Genomic DNA, 19,657 nt, shown 5'->3' on the forward strand with positions numbered 1-19,657 from the left:
GGTGAGTGTAACGTCGAGGCACGGACCAGGTTCCCCCTCTCGACGTTCCCGAACGCACCGATCCGCCCTTCGCTGACACCGAGCGAAGTGCCGTGGAAGTGTGGCTGGATTTCCATCGAGCGACCTCGAAGACCGAATGCGCCGGGCTCAGCGCGAAGCAGCTGGGACGGCAAGCCGTTGCGCCCTCGCCCTTGAGCCTGCGTGGTCTGCTGCGCCATCTCACGGAGGTCGAGCGGTATTGGTTCGCCGAGGTCTTCTCCGGCCACGAATCCGCGGATCTCCACTGCACCGGGGACGACCCCGACGGGGACCACCACGGCTTCGATCCGCTGGCGGAGAACGCGGACGAGGAAGTCCGCCGCGAAGTCTCCCACCTGGACGACGCCATCACGACCAGCCGTGAGATCGCGCGGGCCCACGAATCCCTGGATGAGGTCTCGGTTCGTCGCCGGGATGGCCAGCCCGTGACACTGCGCTGGATCTTCCTGCATCTCATCGAGGAATACGCCCGACATAACGGACACGCCGACCTGCTCCGTGAGTGCCTGGATGGGGCCACCGGGGAATGGAGCGCATCCTCGGTACGTCTCTCAGGGCGTATCGAAGCCGAACGTCGTCAGGGCCGGCAGACCCGCCGCCAGGCGTTCAAAGACGTACCGTTCATGGGGAACGACTGGATGTGGAAGGTCGTCGAGAGAGAACCAGCACAGATCGGCGGCCTTGTCCGGCTCCATCAGCCGGGGTCTTCCCTGCCATTGCTCGCAACCGAAGAAGAAATCCACCCGTGGTTCCTCCGCCACCCCGGGTCCAGGCCCGCGGTGCATCGTGGTCAGCGGAACCAGTTGCCCGGAGTCGAGGGAGACCCCCAGTTCCTCGCGGGCTTCGCGCACTGCCGCCTGGACGGCGGATTCCCCCGCTTCGACATGACCGGCAGCAGCGGCGGCCCAGCATCCGTCCATGTATCCGGTACCTTGCCGCAACTGCAGCAAGACCTGATCGGCACGACGAAAAACAACGTAGCTGGCAGGGACCAGACGAGGACCTTCAGACATCGAAGTTTTTCTCCTGACCAAAGCGCCCGTGGAACCTTGCGTGTCTCTCAGCGTTTGCCGACGAACCAGCCCTGCAACTTATCCAGCCGACGGTTGAGCTGGTCCGCGTTGGCTTGGGCCACTGCCGGCCCGCCACACACTTCCCGCAGCTTGTTGTGGACCACCCCGTGGGGTGTTCCGGTGCGGGCCGCCCACGCGGAGACGTTCTTGGAGAGCTGGCTGCGCAGTTCGGTCAGTCGACGGTGGTCGGTGACCGAGGGATCCTCGACCGGGGCGGCGGGCGCCCCTTGTTTGCGACCGCGCCGGGTCACTTGTTCCTGCTGGCGTTGGCGCAACAGCGCCCCGACCTGTTCGGCGTCCAGCAGCCCGGGGATCCCCAGGAAGTCCTGTTCGTCCTCGGAGCCGAGCATGGCCCCGGTCCCGAATTCGCCTCCGTCGTAGAGGACACGATCGAAGGAGGCATGGGAGTCCAGTGCCTCGAACTTCTGTTTATTCAGTTCATCGGAGGCTTTTTCCTCGCGGTTGGCCTCGTCCATGAGGTCGTCCTCGGGAATGAAGTCCGGGTCATCCACATGCTTTTCGGGTCGGTCCAGGGCGTGGTCCCGTTCGAGCTCCATCTGGTTGGCCAGCGCCATCAGGATCGGAACGGACGGCAGGAACATCGAGGCCACTTCCCCGCGCTTGCGCGAACGGACATAACGTCCCACCGCCTGGGCGAAGAACAGCGGGGTCGAGGTGGAGGTGGCGTAGACCCCCACGGCCAGCCGCGGGACGTCGACGCCCTCGGAGACCATGCGCACCGCGACCATCCACCGGTCGTTGCTTTCGGTGAAGTCCTCGATCTTGGCGGAGGCCTTCGCGTCATCGGAGAGGATCGTGGTGACCTTTTCCCCGGTGATCTTCTTCAGCTGCGCGGCATAGGCCTTGGCATCGGCGTGGTCGGTGGCGATGACCAGTCCGCCGGCGTCGGGGACGGTATGGCGTACTTCGGTCAGCCGGCGGTCGGCTGCGGCGAGGACCGAGGGGATCCATTCGCCTTCGGGGTTCAGTGCCGTCCGCCAGGCGTGCGCGGTGACGTCCTTGGTGAACCCCTCCCCCAGCTGGGCCTCCATTTCCTCCCCCGCCGAGGTGCGCCAACGCATCTGGCCGGAATAGGCCATGAAGATGACCGGTCGAACCACGTGGTCCTTCAGCGCGTCGCCGTACCCGTAGGTGTAGTCGGCCTTGGAGCGGCGGATGCCCTCGGCGTCCTCGATGTACTCGACGAAGGGGATGGCCGCCGTATCGGAGCGGAAGGGGGTTCCGGTCAACGCCAGCCGGCGGGCCGCCGGTTCAAAGGCCTCACGGATGCCGTCGCCCCAGCTCAGGGCGTCGCCGCCGTGGTGGATTTCGTCGAGGATCACCAGGGTGCGGGCCGCCTCGGTCTTGGCCCTATGCAGCAGCGGCTTGCTGGCCACCTGGGCGTAGGTGACGACCACCCCGATGAAGTCGGCGCCATGCCGGCCGTCGGCATTCTTGAAGTTCGGGTCCAGGGCCAGCCCGATCCGGGCGGCGGCATCGGCCCACTGGCTCTTGAGGTGCTCGGTCGGGGCGACGACCGTGATCCGGTTGATCGTTCCGGCTTCGACCAGCATCGCCGCCACACGCAGGGCGAAGGTCGTCTTGCCGGCCCCGGGGGTGGCGACGGCGAGGAAGTCCTTGCTCGTGGTGGCGAAGTACTTCTCCAGCGCTTCGGCCTGCCATTGGCGCAGCTTCGTGGCCGTTCCCCATGCCGCCCGCTCCGGATACGCCGGTGGCATGGACTCGCCCAGACTGAACAGGGCATCGCCCACGGCCAACCTCCTCAAGTGCTCGGTGGCAGGTGAAATCGGCCGCGATCGGCCGAAAAGAAAAAACCATCTTATGGCGGGCGGCTCCCGGGCCGTCCCACCGACACGGGAGCCCACCTGATCGGTGCGTCACCATGCCTTGCCGTCACCTGCCGAGGGCAGGCGCGGGCTTCACGCGGCGAAGGACTACTTCTTGTCGTCCTTGCCGCCGCCGTCCTTCGGGGCACGGATGCCTTCGTAGACTTCCTTGCACTCCGGGCAGACCGGAAACTTATTCGGGTCCCGTCCCGGGACCCAGACCTTGCCACACAGGGCGATCACCGGTTCGCCGGTCAGCGCCGACTCCATGATCTTTTCCTTCCGCACATAGTGCGCGAAACGCTCGCTGTCACCGGGCTCGAGGTGCTCACGCAGCTCTTCGCGCTCGATGGTCGCGGTGCCGCCGCCCTGGCCCGGGTCGTTGGGGTCGTTTTCAAACGGGTCTGCAGGCATCGTCATGCCCCCAGTCTACCAACTCCTTGCGGGCCTAACGGTTCAGTACGGTCGCCTGCATCAGTTCCGGGGTCCTGGAATCGAACCAGCGTCCACCGATCCGTAGTCCCCCCATCAGCATCAGGGCCCCGAGAACGACGCCGGTGACCAGCACGAGCCAGGCGTAGAGCTCCTGCCCGGTGACCAGGAAGACGATATGCAGAATGATTTCGGGCAGCATCAGCACGATCGTGGACCCGAACGTCGCCAGCTGGGTGACGGCCATGCGGGCCCCGGTGCCCGGGGGCGTCTTCATCGGGTTGTCCCCGGGCAGCGGGACCGCATAGGTGTAGCGGGCGGAGGCGATGCTCGAGACCGCCCAGCCGGTTCCCAGGGCCCCGAGCGAGAGCCCGAGGATGGCGGGCAGCAGTTCCGTTTCCCCCAGCAGCGCCGCCGGCAGGATCGCCGCGAGCAGCACGGTCGGCACGGCGAAGACCGCCGAGGCGGCCACCCGTCCCAGCCGATCGTCGAATCCGCGCAGTCCGGTGAGCACATGCAGTGAGAACGCGGTGTTGTCATAGGAGATATCCGCCGAAATGCTGAAGGCCAACAGCACGGCGATGATCGGTGCCAGATAAAGCATGGCGGTGTAGTCGCCGCCCTGGGAGGACCAGAACCAGATCAGCAACGGGACCAGCGGAACGAAGATGATGCTCATCGCATAGCGGGGGTCCTTCATCCAGTAGGTCAGGCACCGTGAGGCCACGGCACCCCACGGGGTGGCCGGGAACAGCCGGAAGGCGACACCGAGCCCGGAGACGGCGCGGCTCCCGCCCGATTGTTGCGGCGGGGTTTCCAGGGCCCGGAAGAGTACTGATTTCCAGGCCAGGATGATCACCACCAGATAGACCAGCGAGAGCACCAGCCTGGCGGCCGCCAGCCCCCAGGCGCCAATGGCCATGTCCCCCGGGACGGCGGCGAAGGAACCCAACGGCGTCCAGGCCAGCACCGCTGAGATGTCGGGCAGCCAGCCCAGTCCCGCCTCGAGCCCCTCGGTCGCCGTCTGGAGGATGGGCCCGAGCATGATCAGCGGCACGAACAGCAGGATCATTCCCAGCTCGCGGAATCGCCGGTTGGACGTCAGCGCCGTGGCGGCGGTGACGGCCAGCCGGGAGAGGGCCAGCGCATTCAGCGCCGCCAGGACGCCGCAGAGGATGCCGACCAGGGCCAGTCCTGCATTGGCCCGCCAGGCCAGCCCCTGACCGGCGAAGAGCAGCAGCATCACCAGGCCGGGGACCCCGATGAAACCGCTCAGCAGCAGGCCGATCACCAGTTGCCGCGGCGGGATGGGGTAGACCGAGAACCGTGAGGGATCAAGCGTCAGGTCGACTCCCGAGAGCAGTACCGGGATGACCGCCCACCCCAGGGTGATCAACGAGACGGCCAGCACGACGACGGTGGTGATCAGTTCGGCGGGCTGGTCGCCCAGGGCGAACATCCCCACGAAGAGCAGCACCGCCAGCCCGAGGCCGTAGATCCCCCCGATGATGACGCCCACGAGTTGCCACGGGCTGCGTTTGAAACCGTTGCGCAGCAGCGCCAACTTCAGTTTCAGGAGGTGTGCAACCACGAGAGCCCACCTCCTTCGGCCCGGCCACCGACCATGTTCACGAAAGTGTCCTCGAGGCTTCCCTCGCCGCGGACCTCGTCCACGGTTCCTGCGGCGAGCAAGTTGCCATCGGAGATGATCGCGACATGGGAGCACATGCGCTGGACCAGGTCCATCACATGGCTGGAGACCACGACGGTCCCTCCGTGCCCGACATAGTCGGCGAGGATGTCCCGAATATTTGCCGCCGATACCGGGTCGACGGCTTCAAAGGGTTCGTCAAGGACCAGCACTCGCGGTGAATGAATCAGCGCGGTGGCAAGGGCAATCTTTTTGGTCATGCCCGCCGAGTAGTCCACCACAAGTTTTCCGCCGGCGTCGGACAGGTCCAAGACCCGCAATAAGTCATCGGTTCGTTCGTCCACCGTGGCAGCATCCATACCGCGGAGCAGACCGGCATAGGTCACCAGCTGGCGCCCGCTGAGCCGGTCAAAGAGCCGCACCCCGTCCGCCAGAACACCGAGCAGTGATTTGGCGCGGCGCGTATCTTTCCAGACGTCCACCCCGTGGACCCATGCTTGTCCTGCATCGGGGCGCAGCATGCCGGTGGCCATGGAGAGCGCGGTCGTCTTCCCGGCGCCGTTGGGCCCGACGAGTCCGTAGAAGGAGCCGGAGGGCACGTCGAGGCTGATCCCGTTCACGGCGATCTTCTGGCCATAGCGCTTGCCCAGGCCACGCAAGCTGATGGCAGGGGCCGTCGACTGATGGAGTTCGGTGTTCATGCTCCGAACCTAACAGTGGGCCCGGGCCAAAGGCATCATCCTCATGGCTGAATCCGCTTCTCAGCCTTCAGGGGGAGGCACGCTTGCCCCGGCCCGGGGGCGGACCAAGCCGGTTAGAACAGGACGCGCGCCAGTTTCTGCCGTGACTTCACGACGCGTTCGTCCTGGGCCCCGACGACGGCATAGAGCGAGACCAGCCGGGCCCTGACGCGTTCGCGGTCTTCCGCGGCAGTGCGCCCCACCAGCGATACGAGCCGGGCGAAGGCATCCTCGACATGGCCGCCGAGGACATCCAGGTCGGCCACGGCGAGCTGTTCGTCGATGCCGTCGGGATGATCGGCGGCCGCCTTGCGGGCCGAATCCAGGTCGGAGAACGCCGTGCGCTGGAGCAGCTCTACATGCTGTAGCCCGGTCTGGGCCTCGTCGTCGTTGGGTTTCTCGGCCAGGGCCTTGCGGTAGGCGGTCACGGCCCCGGCATAATCGCCGGCGTCGATGGCGTCCATCGCCTCCTGGTGCAGCGGCGGGACCGGCTGCTCGGCCTCCGGGGCCCCGAAAGGCGGCACGGTCCCGGTCACCCCGTGCTGGACCCCGAGCTGGAGGAGCTCCTCCAGCAGCGACGCGATCTGCTCGGGGGCCGCATCGCCTTGGAACATGGGGACGGGCTGTCCATTGAGCAGGGCCACCACGGAGGGGACCTGCTGGACCCTGAAGGCCTGGGCGATCGCCGGTTCGCGGTCGGTATCGACCAACGCCAGGACGAGGCGTCCGGCATGGCCGTCGATGATCCTGCGGAGTTTTTCATCCAACTGCACCGAGGCCGCGGAGGACCCGGTGCCCAACGAGACCACGACCGGTGCCGTGTTGGAGACCTGGACCAGCTGGGTGAACTCCTGCTGGTTCACCGCCGCGGTCCACGTCGCCCCCTCGGTGGCCGCCGGTGATGGCCCGGCCGGCGGGGCCGGCATCTGGGCCGGCCCCGGGGCGGACGCGGCCTGCGGGTCCTGGGCGCCGAGTCCTGACAGATCGACGGCGCCACGGCTGGAAGCTGCTGCTGGTTCGGTATTGCTCATGCCCCTACCTTATGGTCTGCCTCGGGTGGGTGCCCAATGGATGGGCGTGGTCCCCGAGGACTACTTCACTTTGGCGGACTGCAGGACGATCTCCCCCGCAATCAGGCGGATCTTGTCCTTGCTGTCGGCGCCGGGGATGTAAAAGACGACGGGTTCGGCCGATTTGGTGACCACACCCTTCTTGGTGCTCTTGGCGTCGGCGAGCTTGGCGCTGGCGTCATCGAGCTTCACCGTGCCGCCCTCTTCCTTCGGGGTGGCCGTCATGGTGCTGTTCAACAGCCCGCTGACCAGGGCCCCGCCATTGGGGGTGGAGAGCACTTCGAGGGATTTCTGATCGACCTTGTGCTCATACTTGATCTTGGCGTTCTTATTGTCCTTGATCTCCTTGGCCTGTCCCTCATGGGTGGCCGAGATGAAGGCGCTTTCGGCGAACTGCCCCTTCTTCTTGGACTTGGAATCGCTGAGGTAGGCCGCCAGGTCCTTGGCGGCCGTGGCCGGAGCGGTCTTCACCGAATCGTCCTTGTTATCCAGGGTCCGCACCGAGGTGTCCCCCACGGCCAGCCCGGGGAACTCCGATCCGGGGAGCATGGAGACCTCGTTGATGAGTTTGTAGTTCGCGCGGGGGTCCTCCTGCTTGAGCACCAGCACCCGGGGGATCTTCGCGTCCTTGGCCTGCGTGACGATCATCGAGGTCCGCGGCCATTTCGTGGTGGTGGTCACTGCTGCCGAACGGACCGGCGCGGCAGCCACGGTCCCGGGGGCGGGGATCTTCAATCCGTCGTTGCGCTGCGAATAATTTGTCTTGCGCAGGGACAGGGCGTCCCCACCGACCCGGGACTTGAGCTTCTTGGCATCCTGGGCCTTGTCGCCGCTGGAGACGGTATCCGCCACGGATTCCAGGATCCGGTCCAACTGGTCCTCCTGCAGCACGGCATGGACATCATCGCCGTCCTGGTCCTGCTCCGTGCTGGATGCCGAAGGGGATGCGGTGGCGGATCCGGTGGCAGCGGAGGCGGGCAGGGCCGGCACCAGGACCAGGGCGGCCGCGGCGACGACCGTCGCGGTGCGCTGGAGCGTCGAGGCGCCGCTTCCGGAGCCGGCGGCCGGGGTCGTTGACCCGCCACCGGTCGGTGCCGAGGCCTCCGGGCCCTTGCCTCGTCCGCCGCGTCCAACCAGGACGGAGGCCAGACCGAAGAGGATCAGCAGTGATCCGACGATGATCAGCGGGATGGAGAACGGTGCGGTGGCGTCGTTCTCCCAGGAAACGGTGATGTCGGTGGGTGCGGCCTTCGTCCCATCGGTGGCCAGCAGCAGCGACCAGTCGCCCTCGTCGGGTGCGGTCCAGCGGTGGACCATATGTGAATCGGCTGATTCGGAGGCAACCCAGAGATCGGAGTTCTTGGGGTTCGGGACCTTGGCCTCGCCCTTCGAGTGCTCGGCCGTCAGCGTCATTGCTTCGTCATCGATCCCCGAAATCGTGTTGTGGGCGGCCTTGCCGACCCAGGCGTCGACGTCGGAACTGCGTCCGAGAGCGGCGGTGAATTCGCCATCGGCTTCGACGGTGACATCGACGGGCCGGTCCTCGATCTCCGCGACGCCGGGCTCGACCACGGTCAGCGGGGCGTCCTTCAGCTCGGTCTGCACGGTCGCCGTCACGGTCTCGGGCGGCGCCCAGAAGGTCCGCTGCCCGATCCCCACCACCAGGGCCAGGGCGCCCAGCAAAATGGAGATCGCAGCAATGAAGATTCGCACGTAATTACACCTAACAAAATGGGGGTCGATGATCGGCCTCGGTCGTGGTCGGGCACAGTTGCAGACCGGCCACACTGCAATGATAACGAATCGGTTACCCCGGCGGTTCCCGGCTGTGTCGCGGAGCACGTGATGTGGTGGATCCGGACGGCCGAACACCCGCCGCATGACGCCGGAAAGGTAGGCTCGGGCTCGTGATGAAAGAGAGCAATGCCACCCCGGACGACGGCGAACAACTCCCCGGCACCGACCGCGGTGCCTTCGAAGCCGCGAGTGCCGACGTCCCGGCTTCCCCGCGCCCGGCGGAGCCGGCAACCGGGGCCCCGCCGGCGGGGAAGCCGACGTTGTTGGGCCGGTTCCTGCACGCCACCGGAATCACCCGCCCGCCGGCCGCGCGCCCCGCCGCCGACCCCGAGGCCGAACCGCTCCTCAACGTCCCGGGCGGACACCATCCGGTCTTCACCGGGTTCATGTTCAGCGTCGGCGTCGGGCTGGCGCTGCTACTGTATTTCATCCTGACCAATGTCGGCTCCCTGCTGGTCTGGATCGCCATTGCCTTGTTCATCGCCCTGGGGCTGGATCCGATCGTCAGGTATCTGGAACGCCACCGGGTCCCCCGCCCGGTGGGCGTGCTGGCGGCGATGCTGTTGTTGGCCGTCATCTTCGGCGGTGCGGTGGGCATCCTCATCCCGACCATCGTCAAGCAGACCACCGCCTTCGTGGAGAAGGCCCCGGACATCGTCGACAGCTTCCTGAACTCGGATTTCTTCACCACCATCGACGAGCAGTTCCAGGTCCGCGAACGCATCACTCAGGAAGTCGATAAGTTCTTCCAGAACACCGACGCCCTCGGTGGGGTCTTCGGCGGGGTGATCGGGGTCGGCGGGGTCGTGGCCCAGGGTCTGTTCGGCACACTCATCGTCCTGGTGCTGGCCATCTACATCCTGGCGGCGTTGCCCGGGTTGAAATCCTGGGCCTACCGCTTGGTCCCGCGGTCCAAGCGCCAGCGCGTGGAGACGCTGTCCGAGCAGATCTCCAACAGCGTGGGCAACTACGTGATGGGCCAGGCCATCGTCGCCCTGCTCAACGCCCTGTATGCCTTCATCATCATGACGATCGTCGGGGTCCCCTATTCCCTGCTGCTGGCCCTGGTCGTCGTCGTCCTGGCATTCATCCCGCTGGTCGGGGCGGTCATCGCCGGGATCCTGGTCTCGCTGATCGCCCTGACGGTCGGCTGGGAGACCGCGGTGGTCTATGCGATCTTCTACTTCGGCTACCTGCAGTTCGAGGCCTATTTCATCTCGCCGCGGGTGATGCAACGCACCGTTGCGGTTCCCGGGGCCGTGGCCGTGATCGCCGTGATCGCCGGCGGGACGCTCATGGGCATCGTCGGCGCCCTGATGGCCATCCCGCTGGCGGCCTCCACGATGCTGCTGATCCGCGAGGTATTCATGGCCCGGCAGGAACGGCGCTAGGACCCCGTCCCGGGGCGGTCCGGTTCCCGGGCCGGATCAGTAGCGGAAGCTGCGGCCGTTCCAGCATTTGAGATGCCAGTGCCGCCGGGAGGCGGCGGAGGCCTCCTCGCCGCTCCAATGGTCCGCCCGCCACGCGACGATATGCTCGACGCCCGGATCGATCGTGCGATGGCATCCCGGGCAGGTGTAGTTCTTCCCGGCCCGGGCCGCAGAGATCCGCCGGACATGCCATTGGCCGTCCGGTGCGCTCTGCACCGAGGGGATCGACAGCCCCGGGCCCCTGAACCCGTCGTCGTCCTCGCTGCGGCGTCGCTCGGCCTGCGCCCACTTATTGGGGCGGGCCTGGCGCTGCGGGCGACGCGGACGGTTGGAGCGGGGCATGTTCGCGATCGTATCGCTTTCCATCGGCGCAGCGGGAATGCCCACCGGGGGGAACGGACGGTAGAGTGCTGGATGTGCGTTTAGTGATAGCTCGTTGCTCAGTCGATTACCTGGGCCGTCTGCGTGCCCATCTGCCGTTGGCGACCCGCCTGCTCATGGTCAAGGCCGACGGCTCCGTCCTCATCCATTCGGACGGCGGTTCCTATAAGCCGCTGAACTGGATGAGCCCGCCGGCGACCATGCACATCGCCCCGGCCGATGAGGATGCCGCAGCCGAGGGCGTCGTGGAGACTTGGCGCGTCCAGCACTCCAAGGTCGATGACCACCTGGTCATCAGGATCCATGAGGTCCTGCACGATTCCAGCCATGAGCTCGGGACCGATCCCGGGCTGATCAAGGACGGGGTCGAAGCAGATCTGCAGCGCCTGCTGGCCGAGCAGATCCATACCCTGGGCGAGGGCTTCAAGCTCGTGCGCCGCGAATACATGACGGCGATCGGGCCGGTGGACATCCTGGCCCGGGACGCCGAGGGTTCCACCGTGGCGATCGAGCTCAAACGTCGCGGCGATATCGATGGCGTCGAGCAGCTCACCCGCTATCTGGAGCTGATGAACCGCGATCCGCTGCTGGCCCCGGTCCGGGGGGTCTTCGCTGCCCAGCAGATCAAACCCCAGGCACGCACCCTGGCCACCGATCGCGGCATCGAATGCCTGACCCTGGATTACGACGCCATGCGCGGGGTCGACGACAGCGCCTCCCGCCTGTTCTGACCCGCCGGTCCCCGGCCCGCCGCTTCACCCGGGAAACTCTTCTAGGTCGCCCGCCGGGCAGAAACTATGCTGGGGTCATGACATCCACCGAAGAACCCACCCGGCTGTCCCTGCGCGGCCGTGCCGTCACCGGAGGCGCCATCCTCGATGACGCCGTGATCGCCTTCGAAGCCGATCGCATCGTCTTCGTCGGCACCCCCGAGGAATTCTCCCGGTGGCCGCAGTCCGCCTCCCATCCCGACGTGCAGCTGCCTGCGGGGGCGACCATCATGCCCGGATTGGTCGATGTGCACTGCCATGGAGCCGCCGGAGGGGACTTCCCCAGCGGGGACGCCGAGGCCGCGGCCCGTTCCATCGAGTTCCTCCATGCCGCCGGGACGACGACGCTGCTCGCCTCGCTGGTCACCGCCACCCGCGCCGATCTGCTCTCCGCCGCCTCCGTGCTGGCCGATTTCGCCGAACGTGAGCTCATCGCCGGCATCCATTCCGAGGGCCCGTTCCTCTCCACGGTGCGCTGCGGCGCCCAGGACCCGTCCCTGCTCTCGGCCCCCGACCCGGCCTTCGTGGACGAACTGGTCGCCGCGGCCCGCGGCCAGCTGCGCACCATGACCTACGCCCCCGAGCTGGCCGGTTCCGATGCCCTGGTGGAGCAACTGGTCTCCCACGGGGTCCTGCCCTCGCTGGGACACACCAACGCCGATGCGCCCACCGTCACCGCCTCGCTCGATGTGGCCGTGGAGGAACTCTCCTCGGCAGGCTTCGACGGCTATACCGAACGCGCCACCGTGACGCACCTGTTCAACGGCATGCCCCCGATGCACCACCGCTCCCCCGGTCCGGTGGCCGCCTGCCTCGAGGCCGCCGCGGCCGGCAAGGTCGTGGTGGAGCTGATCGCCGACGGAGTGCATCTGGATCCGGCGATCGTCCGGGCGATGTTCGTCCTGCTCGGCGCCGAATCCATCGTGCTGGTCACCGACTCCATGGCCGCCACTGGTCTGCCCGACGGGCAGTACACCCTGGGCCCGCAGGACGTGGTGGTCGCCGATGGGGCGGCCCGGCTGGCCGAGGGCAACTCGCTGGCCGGAGGCACCGCCACCATGTTGGACGTGGTCCGCAGCACCGTCGAGGCGGGGGTTCCGTTGGAGCAGGCAGTGCTTTCGGCCTCCTCGGTCCCCGCCGAACTGGTGGGCCTGACCGACGAGGTCGGTGCCCTGGGCATCGGTTTCAGCGCCGACGCCGTCATCGTCGACCGGCACTTCAGGCTCCTCCGCGTCTACCGCGACGGGGTCGAGCTGGCGCCCCATCACGGGTAATCACCCGCCACATGGGCTTTTGCCGTTGAATACGCCACATTGATGTGTGATGATCAACTCAGTCTTTGTGTTGGTCATGTACATGCCCGCAAAGCAGGTTGCGGGTGTGAAGTACCGCCGGCCACGTCGGCATCTTCCCACTTCGGTACCGTCCGGACGCGGCAAGACGCCGTGTGCGGTTAGTTTCACATCAATGAGGAGATATACATGGCGCAGGGCACCGTGAAGTGGTTCAACGCTGAAAAGGGCTTCGGCTTCATCACGCCGGACGAGGCTGACGGCGATGTGTTCGTCCACTACTCGGAAATCCAGAGCAACGGCTTCCGCACGCTGGAGGAAAACCAGCGGGTCGAGTTCGAGATCGGTCAGGGAGCCAAGGGCCCCCAGGCCACGGGAGTCACCGGAATCTAGAGGGCCCTCCGGCCGCACCGCCGGGAGTCCACGAAAAAAGCCATGGCGCGCATCCCCTCATCCAGGGGGTGCGCGCCATGGCCATGTCCAGGGGTGGTCGCTTCAGCGCCACGTCCCGACCCCGGCCACCGGGCCGGCTTCGATCCAACTGCGCAGGCCCGTATAGGAGCCGTAATCCATCGCCAACAGGATCGGGATCCCCCCGGCAACCAGATCCACGACGACGGCGCCGGGCTGGACCCTGATGCGTTCCTCACCTTCGGACTCCCGCCACCCGATCAGTTCCAGCGACGTCCTGGCGTAGCGGTGCAGGGGCACCGGGGTCACCGAGAACAACCGGAGGAATTCCAGGTCGGTCCCCGTATAACGACAAACCCCCATCATCCACTTCCCGGAGGTCGTGGAGATGGAGGCGTCGAAAGTCCCCAGGGCGCGCCGCAACTGATGGCGACGCACCCCCATGGCACCCAACATCATCAACAGCAGGAGCAGGGCCGCAGCCAGGATGATGACGGGAATGCCGATGTCGTTCAAGGGCGGACTATCGGTTTCCTACCGCGACGGCATCGTCGAGCTGCGCATTGTCAGCCACGATGACAACCCGGTCATGGTCGACCGAGAAGAAACCGCCGTCGGCCTGGACCGTGAACCGCTCGCCATTGGAGGGCACGATGGCCAACTCACCGGCTGCGAGAACCGCCAGGACCGGGCTGTGCCCGGGCATGACGCCGATCTCGCCATCGCTGGTGCGGGCCTTGACCAGTTCCGCTGCCCCGGACCACACGAAGTGGTCCGCGGCAACGATTTCGACTTCGAGTTCGGCCATGGCTACTTGCTCTTGCCCTGGATCTCGGCCCACTGGCGCTCGACGTCGTCCAGACCGCCGATGTTGAAGAACGCCTGTTCGGCAATGTGGTCCAGGTCGCCGTCGCAGATGGCCTTGAAGCCCTCGATGGTGTCCTTGATGGACACGGTCGAGCCGTCGACACCGGTGAACTGCTTGGCGGTGTAGGTGTTCTGCGACAGGAACTGCTGGATGCGACGGGCCCGGGAGACGACGATCTTGTCTTCCTCGGAGAGCTCGTCGACACCCAGGATCGCGATGATGTCCTGGAGTTCCTTGTTCTTCTGCAGGATCGACTTGACCCGCACGGCCGTGTCGTAGTGCTCCTGGCCCACATACTGCGGGTCCAGGATGCGGGACGTGGAGGTCAGCGGGTCGATGGCCGGGTACAGGCCACGGGAGGCGATTTCACGGGAGAGTTCCGTGGTCGCATCCAAGTGCGCGAACGTCGTGGCCGGCGCCGGGTCGGTGTAGTCGTCCGCGGGGACGTAGATGGCCTGCATCGAGGTGATGGAGTGGCCCTTCGTGGAGGTGATGCGCTCCTGGAGGGTACCCATCTCATCCGCCAGGTTGGGCTGGTAGCCCACGGCCGAGGGCATGCGGCCCAGCAGGGTCGACACCTCGGAACCTGCCTGCGTGAAGCGGTAGATGTTGTCGATGAACAGCAGCACGTCCTGGTTCTGCACATCGCGGAAGTACTCCGCCATGGTCAGGGCCGACAGCGCCACGCGCAGCCGGGTTCCCGGCGGCTCGTCCATCTGGCCGAAGACCAGGGCGGTATCCTTCAGGACCCCTGATTCTTCCATTTCAACCCAGAGGTCGTTGCCCTCACGGGTCCGCTCGCCGACACCGGCGAAGACCGAGGTACCGCCGAAGTTGCGGGCCACACGGGTGATCATTTCCTGGATCAGCACGGTCTTGCCGACACCGGCACCACCGAACAGACCGATCTTGCCGCCCTGGATGTAGGGGGTGAGCAAGTCAATGGACTTGATGCCGGTCTCGAGGATCTCCGTGGAGGCTTCCAGTGTCGCGAAGGCCGGGGCCTCGCGGTGGATGGGCCAGCGTTCGGTGATCTCCAGATCGGAGGCCGGAACGTCGAGCGGTTCGCCGAGCACGTTGAAGATGTGTCCCTTGACGACGTCGCCGACGGGCACGGAGATCGAGGAGCCGGTGTCCTGGACGACGGCGCCGCGGACGAGCCCGTCGGTGGCCTGCAGCGAGATCGCGCGGACCAGGTCGTCGCCAAGGTACTGGCTGGTTTCGAAGGTGACCGTGTGGGTCTCGCCGTTAAGCGTGATATCTGCGGTCAGGGCGTTGTACAGGGCGGGAAGGGCATCGGCCGGGAATTCGACGTCGACGACCGGGCCAGTGACGCGCGCGATGCGCCCGGTTGCTCCCGGGGCTGCGGCGGCGGTTCCCTGCTCGTTTAGTTGGGCAGTCATCTCTCTCACTTCGCTTGTATCTCTAGAGCGTGGGGGTAAATGGTGATCGGCCGGCTGCTACGCGCTGAGCGCGTCGGCACCTGCCACGATTTCCGACAGTTCCTGGGTGATCTCCGCCTGACGGGCGTTGTTCCGAAGTCGCGTGTACTTCTTGATCAACTCGTTGGCGTTGTCCCCGGCTGCCTTCATCGCGCGCTGGCGGGCAGCCAGTTCCGATGCGGCCGCCTGCAGCATGGCTGCAAAGATGCGGGATTCGATGTAGCGCGGCAGGAGTGCGTCCAGAACCTGTTCCGGTTCCGGTTCGTACTCGTACAGCGGCAGCAGATCGCTCTCGCGTTGCACTTCCTCCTCCACGACTTCCAGGGGCAGTAGACGGATGACCGTCGGCTCCTGGAGGACCATGGACTTGAACTGCGTGAAGACGACGTGGATCTCCTCCACACCGCCTTCCTCGTACGGGGTGTTGAAGGCCTCCAGCAGCGCCTCGCCGATCTCCTGGGCCGTTTCGAACTTCGGAGCGTCGGTGTCCCCGGTCCACACCCGCGCATAGTCGCGGTTGCGGAAGTCGAAGTACGCCTGGGCCTTGCGGCCGACGATGTAGGTGCTGATTTCCTTGCCTTCACCGTGCAGCAGTTCGATGAGCGATTCTGCCTGCTTGATCGCACTGACCGAATAGGCACCGGCCAAGCCGCGATCGGACGTCATCACCAACACGGCCGAGCGGCGGACTTGTTCCGGCTCGGTGGTCAGCGGGTGTTCGACCTCGGACTGGGACGCGACGGCAGAAACGGCACGGGTGATCGCACGGGCGTATGGCATTGAAGCCGAAACGCGGCTGCGTGCCTTGCCGATGCGGGAAGTGGCGATCAGTTCCATCGCCTTGAAGATCTTGCCCATCGACGAGGTCGAGGCGATCTTCTGGCGGTAGACCCGAATCTGGGCTCCCATGTTTATCCTTTCCTAGTCCGTGGCGGTGGTGCCACGACCCGCGGGTCGCGGCACCACCTCACGGAGAACGTCAGCGTTTCTGCTTGACGATCTTTTCCTGGTCGACGTTCTCTTCACCCAGGGCGTCATGCTCCTCGTGCCCGGGGCCAACCAACTGCTCCCCGTCGCCGAAGAAGCCCTTCTTGAACTCCTCGATGCCGGTGTTCAGCGCCTCGAACGTGGAGTCCTCCAACTTGCCCGTCTGGGTGATGGTGGTCAGCACGTCGGTGCGGTTGCGCAGGTACTCGAGGAATTCCTTCTCGAAGCGGCGGACATCCTCGACCGGGACGGCGTCCAGGTGGCCGTTCGTGCCGGCCCAAACCGAAGCAACCTGCTCGGCGACCGGGTACGGGGCGTACTGGCCCTGCTTGAGCAGTTCCATCAGGCGGGCGCCACGGGTCAGCTGCTGCTTGGTCGCGGCATCCAGGTCCGAGGCGAACATGGCGAAGGCCTGCATGTCCCGGTACTGGGCCAGTTCCAGCTTCAGCGTGCCGGAGACCTTCTTCATCGCCTTCGTCTGCGCCGAACCACCCACGCGGGACACCGAGATGCCCACGTCGACGGCCGGACGCTGGTTGGCGTTGAAGAGGTCCGACTGCAGGAAGATCTGTCCGTCGGTGATGGAGATGACGTTGGTCGGGATGTAGGCCGACACGTCGTTCGCCTTGGTTTCGATGATCGGCAGACCGGTCATCGAGCCGGCGCCGAGCTCGTCGGAGAGCTTGGCGCAACGTTCCAGCAGGCGGGAGTGCAGGTAGAACACGTCACCCGGGTAGGCCTCGCGTCCCGGCGGACGACGCAGCAGCAGGGAGACGGCACGGTAGGCTTCGGCCTGCTTGGACAGGTCATCGAAGACGACCAGAACGTGCTTGCCGCCGTACATCCAGTGCTGGCCGATGGCCGAGCCGGCGTACGGTGCCAGGTACTTGAAGCCTGCGGGGTCCGAGGCCGGGGAGGCCACGATGGTGGTGTACTCCATGGCGCCGTGCTCTTCGAGCGACTGGCGGACCGCGGCGATCGTGGAGGCCTTCTGGCCGATGGCCACGTAGATGCAGCGCACCTGCTTGGAGACATCCCCGGAGGCCCAGTTGTCCTTCTGGTTGATGATCGTGTCGACGGCCAGGGCGGTCTTGCCCGTCTGGCGGTCACCGATGATCAGCTGACGCTGGCCACGACCCACGGGGATCATGGCGTCGATCGCCTTCATGCCCGTCTGCATCGGCTCACCGACCGACTGGCGCTGCGTCACACCGGGAGCCTGAAGCTCCAGCGGGCGGCGGCCCTCGGGGACGATGTCGCCCATGTCATCGATGGGTTGGCCCAGCGGGTCGACCACGCGACCCAAGAAGTTATCGCCCACGGGCACGGAGAGGATCTCACCGGTGCGGTGGACTTCCTGGCCTTCTTCAATGCCTGCGAAGTCACCCAGGACGACGACGCCGATATCACGGGTGTCGAGGTTCTGTGCCAGACCCAGCGTGCCGTCTTCGAAACGAAGAAGCTCGTTGGCCATTACGGAGGGAAGACCCTCCACCTTTGCGATGCCGTCACTAGCCGTGGTCACGCGACCGACCTCGACGCGCTCCGCGCTGCCCGGGTCATAGGACGCGGCGAAGTCTGTCAAGGCGTTGCGGACGTCATCGGCGTTGATGGTCAAATCGGCCATCTGCAGTCCCTGCTCTCCTAGATTGTGGTTTCCGACCTGTGTTGCTGGTGGAAACCGGGGTTTGTTTCAGTCTGTGGTGTCGGCGGCAAGCCGCCCTCCCGCTGGGGGAGGGCTAGCCGGCCAACCGACGACGGAGTTCCGCGAGCCGGGTGGCTGCGGTTGCGTCAACAACCTCGTCACCGACGACTACCCGGATACCTCCAACTAGTGATGGATCCACTGCGGCGTTGATCTTCAGATCGCGTCCGTAGAGCTTATTGAGCCCTGCCTGCAGTCGGTTGAACTGTTCGTCAGTCAACGGACGGGTGGCGCTGACTTGCGCAATCCACCGCTGCTGGCGCTTGGCCACCAACTCCACGAACTTCTCCACGAGTGCCGCCGGCTTCAGGCCCCGGGGGGACTGGACTGCCTGGGCGATCAGGACTCGTGCGACCTCGCCGGCCTGCGGGGACACCTTTAGCGCAAGTTTGCGCTTGGCATCGTCCGAGGCCTGCGGGTCATCGAGCGCACGCTGCAGATCATGACTGGACCCCACAACCCTGATGAAGCCGAAAAGGTCTTCCTCCAAGGCTTCGAGACCGGCTGGTCCCTCTGCTTGGCGCTCAGCCACGCTAATGGCCGCCGTGGCGGCCAGCGTTTCGAGTGCATCTCCGATGTCACGTGCCGAGCCCCACCGGGAACCGGCGAGGCCGGCCACGATGGATTCGGCCTCCGCGGAGACCTTGCCCCGCAGTAGCCGGGACGTCAGTGCGGTCTTTTCCTCGGTGCTGCGCGCCGGATCGGTCAAGGCACGGCGCAAGCCGGCATTGGAATCCATAATGCTCAACACGCCGAAGAGGTCCTCGGCGAGCGGCAGCCCGACCGTGGGCAGTTTCGCCTCAAGGTCGGACTGGGCCGCTGCCAGGGACTGGCTCGATACACCTGCCATTAGTTCGATGCACCTGCGCTTTGCTCGTTTTCGAGGTCGCTCAGGAAGCGGTCAACCACGCGGGCCGAGCGTGCATCGTCGTCGAGGGACTCGCCCACGATGCGGCTGGCCAGCTGGGTTGCCAGCGTTCCGACTTCTCCGCGGAGGGAGACGACGGCTGCCTGGCGTTCAGCTTCGATCTGGACCTGTGCCTGATCGGTGATGCGTGCGGACTCGGCCGCCGCCTTCTCCTTCAGGTCGGCCAGGATCTTGGACCCCTCAGCACGGGCCTCCTCGCGAATGCGATTGGCTTCCGTGCGGGCGTCCAGCAGCTGCTGCCGGTACTCTTCGAGGGCTGCGTTGGCTTCTGCCTGTGCGGCTTCTGCCTTAGCAATCCCGCCCTCGATGGCTGTTGAGCGTTCCTTGTACGTCTTCTCGAATGCCGGAACGGCAAACTTGTTGACGATGTACAGCAGAACGAGGAACGTCACCAGCGTCAGTGCGATTTCCCACACATTGGGGACGAGGGGGTTGACTTTCCCCTCAGCCGCGCTAAGTGCTGCGTAGATCATGTTTCACCCGTCTTTCTTAGACTCTAACCTTCGGTTCCGAATACGGAGCCGAAGTTTAGACGCGGCCCCAGATGAAGGCGAAGACGAGGCCCAGGATGGCCAGGGCTTCCGTCAGCGCCAGGCCGAGGAAGGCGATCGGCTGCAGCACGCGCTGTGCCTCGGGCTGACGTGCGACGCCATTGATGTACGCGGCGAAGACGAGGCCCACGCCGATGGCACCGCCGATTGCGGAGAGGCCGTAGCCGATGGCGTTGAGGCTGCCGTAGATGTCCATTTGGTTCCTTTCAGAATGCCGGTTGGCAGGGTGTTGGATACAGGATG

At 65.9% G+C, this 19,657-nt stretch carries 20 protein-coding genes and 1 pseudogene; 5 read left to right on the plus strand and 16 right to left on the minus strand.

The window, feature by feature from the left end:
• Positions 1-98: 98 nt before the first annotated feature.
• Positions 99-494, plus strand: a pseudogene (locus tag ACT3S6_RS02350) (mycothiol transferase); the annotation flags it as partial.
• Between the two features lie 96 nt (positions 495-590).
• Here ACT3S6_RS02350 and ACT3S6_RS02355 read toward each other — a convergent pair.
• The 7 genes from ACT3S6_RS02355 to ACT3S6_RS02385 all read right to left on the minus strand — a co-directional run bounded on the left by ACT3S6_RS02355 (position 591) and on the right by ACT3S6_RS02385 (position 8,565).
• Positions 591-1,052, minus strand: coding sequence for an NUDIX hydrolase (locus tag ACT3S6_RS02355; RefSeq protein ID WP_444553557.1), 462 nt, complete (start codon positions 1,050-1,052; stop codon positions 591-593).
• A gap of 47 nt (positions 1,053-1,099) precedes the next feature.
• Complete coding sequence (locus tag ACT3S6_RS02360; RefSeq protein WP_444553611.1) at positions 1,100-2,851, minus strand: DEAD/DEAH box helicase; 1,752 nt, start codon at positions 2,849-2,851, stop codon at positions 1,100-1,102.
• 216 nt (positions 2,852-3,067) lie between these two features.
• Positions 3,068-3,379 (minus strand): DUF3039 domain-containing protein, encoded by a 312-nt coding sequence (locus ACT3S6_RS02365; protein WP_444553558.1) that lies wholly within the window; start codon positions 3,377-3,379, stop codon positions 3,068-3,070.
• 28 nt (positions 3,380-3,407) lie between these two features.
• Positions 3,408-4,982 carry a transporter gene (locus ACT3S6_RS02370; protein ID WP_444553559.1) on the minus strand — a complete coding sequence of 525 codons (1,575 nt, stop codon included), beginning with the start codon at positions 4,980-4,982 and terminating at the stop codon, positions 3,408-3,410.
• On the minus strand, positions 4,964-5,743 hold the full coding sequence (locus tag ACT3S6_RS02375) for an ABC transporter ATP-binding protein (protein WP_444553560.1): 780 nt from the start codon (positions 5,741-5,743) through the stop codon (positions 4,964-4,966). The genes ACT3S6_RS02370 and ACT3S6_RS02375 overlap by 19 nt, the downstream gene beginning before the upstream one ends.
• 113 nt (positions 5,744-5,856) lie before the next feature.
• Complete coding sequence (locus ACT3S6_RS02380) at positions 5,857-6,813, minus strand: co-chaperone YbbN (protein ID WP_444553561.1); 957 nt, start codon at positions 6,811-6,813, stop codon at positions 5,857-5,859.
• A gap of 60 nt (positions 6,814-6,873) precedes the next feature.
• Positions 6,874-8,565, minus strand: coding sequence for a hypothetical protein (locus ACT3S6_RS02385; RefSeq protein WP_444553562.1), 1,692 nt, complete (start codon positions 8,563-8,565; stop codon positions 6,874-6,876).
• Between the two features lie 197 nt (positions 8,566-8,762).
• Between ACT3S6_RS02385 and ACT3S6_RS02390 the strand changes: the two genes are divergently transcribed.
• A complete protein-coding gene (locus ACT3S6_RS02390) occupies positions 8,763-10,040 on the plus strand; it encodes an AI-2E family transporter (RefSeq protein ID WP_444553612.1) in 1,278 nt (425 codons plus the stop codon).
• 36 nt (positions 10,041-10,076) lie between these two features.
• Here ACT3S6_RS02390 and ACT3S6_RS02395 read toward each other — a convergent pair whose 3' ends face one another.
• The gene (locus ACT3S6_RS02395; RefSeq protein WP_444553563.1) at positions 10,077-10,421 is read right to left on the minus strand and encodes a hypothetical protein; all 345 of its coding nucleotides are present in this window, start codon (positions 10,419-10,421) and stop codon (positions 10,077-10,079) included.
• A 74-nt stretch (positions 10,422-10,495) separates the two neighbouring features.
• Here ACT3S6_RS02395 and nucS point away from each other — a divergent pair, with 74 nt between their 5' ends.
• The 3 genes from nucS to ACT3S6_RS02410 all read left to right on the plus strand — a co-directional run bounded on the left by nucS (position 10,496) and on the right by ACT3S6_RS02410 (position 12,915).
• The gene (gene nucS, locus ACT3S6_RS02400; RefSeq protein WP_444553564.1) at positions 10,496-11,191 is read left to right on the plus strand and encodes an endonuclease NucS; all 696 of its coding nucleotides are present in this window, start codon (positions 10,496-10,498) and stop codon (positions 11,189-11,191) included.
• 77 nt (positions 11,192-11,268) lie between these two features.
• Positions 11,269-12,504, plus strand: a complete 1,236-nt coding sequence (locus ACT3S6_RS02405; protein ID WP_444553565.1) for an N-acetylglucosamine-6-phosphate deacetylase — start codon at positions 11,269-11,271, stop codon at positions 12,502-12,504.
• 207 nt (positions 12,505-12,711) lie between these two features.
• Positions 12,712-12,915, plus strand: coding sequence for a cold-shock protein (locus ACT3S6_RS02410; RefSeq protein WP_086998333.1), 204 nt, complete (start codon positions 12,712-12,714; stop codon positions 12,913-12,915).
• Positions 12,916-13,017: 102 nt separating this feature from the next.
• Here ACT3S6_RS02410 and ACT3S6_RS02415 read toward each other — a convergent pair whose 3' ends face one another.
• The 8 genes from ACT3S6_RS02415 to atpE all read right to left on the minus strand — a co-directional run bounded on the left by ACT3S6_RS02415 (position 13,018) and on the right by atpE (position 19,610).
• Positions 13,018-13,449 (minus strand): DUF2550 domain-containing protein, encoded by a 432-nt coding sequence (locus ACT3S6_RS02415; protein WP_444553566.1) that lies wholly within the window; start codon positions 13,447-13,449, stop codon positions 13,018-13,020.
• A gap of 7 nt (positions 13,450-13,456) precedes the next feature.
• Positions 13,457-13,741 (minus strand): F0F1 ATP synthase subunit epsilon, encoded by a 285-nt coding sequence (locus ACT3S6_RS02420; RefSeq protein WP_444553567.1) that lies wholly within the window; start codon positions 13,739-13,741, stop codon positions 13,457-13,459.
• A gap of 2 nt (positions 13,742-13,743) precedes the next feature.
• On the minus strand, positions 13,744-15,204 hold the full coding sequence (gene atpD / locus ACT3S6_RS02425; protein ID WP_444553568.1) for a F0F1 ATP synthase subunit beta: 1,461 nt from the start codon (positions 15,202-15,204) through the stop codon (positions 13,744-13,746).
• 57 nt (positions 15,205-15,261) lie between these two features.
• The gene (locus ACT3S6_RS02430) at positions 15,262-16,152 is read right to left on the minus strand and encodes a F0F1 ATP synthase subunit gamma (RefSeq protein ID WP_444553569.1); all 891 of its coding nucleotides are present in this window, start codon (positions 16,150-16,152) and stop codon (positions 15,262-15,264) included.
• A 70-nt stretch (positions 16,153-16,222) separates the two neighbouring features.
• Positions 16,223-17,857 (minus strand): F0F1 ATP synthase subunit alpha, encoded by a 1,635-nt coding sequence (atpA, locus tag ACT3S6_RS02435; protein WP_444553570.1) that lies wholly within the window; start codon positions 17,855-17,857, stop codon positions 16,223-16,225.
• 112 nt (positions 17,858-17,969) lie between these two features.
• Positions 17,970-18,785: a F0F1 ATP synthase subunit delta gene (locus ACT3S6_RS02440; protein WP_444553571.1), complete on the minus strand. Its 816-nt coding sequence runs from the start codon at positions 18,783-18,785 to the stop codon at positions 17,970-17,972.
• Complete coding sequence (locus ACT3S6_RS02445; protein WP_444553572.1) at positions 18,785-19,336, minus strand: F0F1 ATP synthase subunit B; 552 nt, start codon at positions 19,334-19,336, stop codon at positions 18,785-18,787. Before ACT3S6_RS02445 ends, ACT3S6_RS02440 begins: the two co-directional genes overlap by 1 nt.
• Before the next feature lie 55 nt (positions 19,337-19,391).
• Positions 19,392-19,610, minus strand: a complete 219-nt coding sequence (gene atpE, locus ACT3S6_RS02450) for an ATP synthase F0 subunit C (protein ID WP_086998932.1) — start codon at positions 19,608-19,610, stop codon at positions 19,392-19,394.
• Between the last annotated feature and the right edge of the window lie 47 nt (positions 19,611-19,657).

Origin of the sequence: Arthrobacter sp. AOP36-C1-22, from assembly GCF_052377515.1 — a bacterium.
Taxonomy (GTDB): domain Bacteria; phylum Actinomycetota; class Actinomycetes; order Actinomycetales; family Micrococcaceae; genus Arthrobacter_H.